The sequence below is a fragment of the Pseudarthrobacter kochi genome (assembly GCF_055412805.1).
The window spans coordinates 1-1598 of the sequence record NZ_JBVAYV010000107.1 but is presented as its reverse complement, the minus strand read 5'-3'; the positions used below and the strand labels follow the sequence as shown (position 1 = coordinate 1598).

Genomic DNA, 1598 nt, shown 5'->3' with positions numbered 1-1598 from the left:
AGCCTCGATCCACCGGTTGTGTTTGATGGGGCGGGGTCGTTCTGATCTAGGTCTGGGTTCGGTCGGTGGGCATGACGGGGTTCCCGGCCTTGCTGCCGGTGGTGTTCCGTGGTCCTGGTTGCGCCGAGTCGGCTGGGTGGTTAGATGGCGGCGGTCCGTGGTGGCCCGCAGGCGGCTTCGAAGAGTTGTGCCCAGCTGGTTGCCCAGGGCCAGTGAGCGGGCAGGTGCAGGGTGATTTTCCGTGCGGAGGTCGCGATCCTGGCGGGGACGGTGATGAGTTTTCGGCGGATGGTGCCGCTGCGTGCTTTGCCCAGGTCGGTTCCGGCGAGGGTGCCGATGGCGCGCGAGAGGTTGAAGGCGATGGTCGCCAGGACCAGCCAGGCCGCGTTGGCGGTGAACTTTCCCGAGGGCAGGTGTGCGAGGGCACTGTCTTTGAGGTCCGCGTTGACCTGCTCAATAATGGCGTGTTGGCGGTGGGTTTTGTCTGCGGTGACAGTGTCCAGGGCGCTGGTGGTGAAGAAGGCGTGGAAGCGGTGGGTGTCGAACAGGGTCTGTTGCCCTGCGCCTTCTTTGGCGTTCAGTTCCGGGATCCGGCGCACGATCAGGCGCCCGTGGACGCGTTCGGCTTTCTTTCGGCCCACGAAGGCGGTGAAGGCGGTTTCGGCGACTTCCGCCGAGGAAATCCAGGCTCCGGTGGTTTCATCGCGGACCGCGTCGGTGTATTGGATTGTGGTCCAGGCCTTCTCGTTGATGGTGGCGATGGCACGTTTGACGGCCGGGTCCATCCTGGCGGTGATGGATACTTTCGCGCCTGCGCGGTGGGCAGCGGCGACGACCGGGTGGCCGTAGAACGCACTGTCGGCACGCAGCAGCACCAGCCCGGTGGCATCCTTTCCGCGCAGCCGTTTCACGGTGGCAAGGATGTCACCGATGAACTTCCCCGCCCCGCGCGGGGAGCCGGAGCTTCCTTTGCGCAGCCTCGCGCCGATGATGACCGGCGCCGCGGTCGCGGTCGAGAGGATCCCGATCAGCGCGTTCAATCCCCGGACCCCGGAGTAACCGTATCCGGAACCCTGTTTCCGGTAGCCGTGGACTTCCTTGATGGTGTCGTCGATATCGACCAAAGCGTAATCATCGATACCGGAGGCGATCGGGGCCACGGCGGCGACGTTCACCAGCCACCGGGCCGCGAGGGCGTCGAGCTGGCGGACATGGCCGAAGGTGAACGCCCGCAGGAACGATCCCAAAGTCGACGGGGCATATGCGCCGGCGAAGAGTTTTTTCATCCCGCCGTGCCGCAATAAGGCCATGTCATCGATGGAATCGGCCCCGGCGACCATGCCTGCGACCATCGCGGTGATCTTCAACCCCGCATTCGCGCCGAAGTATCCGGGCAGCGTCAGCCACTGATCAGCGAGTTCGCCAAGGCAGGTTTTCACCGCCAGCGCCATCGCAGGGACCAGGCCTGCGGCCGACACGAGATTGGAATCATCGAACGCGGCTGACACACGCGTGGATCTATGGAAAAGTTGCACCTGCGAGATGCCTCTCGGATTGGCCAAACGGAGTTCTAGACAAACCCCATTTTTCCCGATCCG

General features: G+C 64.3%; 1 protein-coding gene. It reads right to left on the bottom strand.

What is annotated here, in order from left to right:
• Positions 1-140 precede the first annotated feature (140 nt).
• Positions 141-1535, bottom strand: a complete 1395-nt coding sequence (locus tag ACZY0Y_RS19830) for an IS1380 family transposase (RefSeq protein ID WP_463959935.1) — start codon at positions 1533-1535, stop codon at positions 141-143.
• Positions 1536-1598 lie beyond the last annotated feature (63 nt).